This is a genomic window from Pseudoalteromonas sp. 0802 (assembly GCF_013350085.1).
Lineage (GTDB): Bacteria > Pseudomonadota > Gammaproteobacteria > Enterobacterales > Alteromonadaceae > Pseudoalteromonas.
The window spans coordinates 1-319 of the sequence record NZ_JABVXE010000112.1 but is presented as its reverse complement, the minus strand read 5'-3'; the positions used below and the strand labels follow the sequence as shown (position 1 = coordinate 319).

General features: G+C 45.1%; 1 protein-coding gene. It reads right to left on the bottom strand.

Annotated features, from left to right (window positions below; genetic code table 11):
* Nucleotides 1–319, bottom strand: a 319-nt coding sequence (locus tag HUS61_RS22090) for a glycosyl hydrolase family 8 (protein ID WP_258536086.1), incomplete at both ends; no start/stop codon positions are given.

Here is a 319-nt window from a genome sequence, read left to right as displayed (position 1 = left end):
GTTTGTGATGCATTATCTTCAGCAAGCAATGGCAATAAGGCGGCAACAAAACCACTTGGGGCGTTGCCTGCCGTTTTACCTGTGACGGCATTGGTTTCTAATGGCACTTTGCCTGAAGAAACAATGCTATCAACAAAAGGTTTAAACTGCTGTGTAAGGGCATTTTTATAGGGGGCATCTTCTGCCATCATACTAGCCCAAAGGTAGACGCGGATAGCATTGTAACTACCTGTAGCAGGGGCGCTTTTATCATGATAAAAGCCTTTTTCCACGCTGTAATTAACCCAATCAGGGCTCACGCCTTTTGGTGCTGTATCTA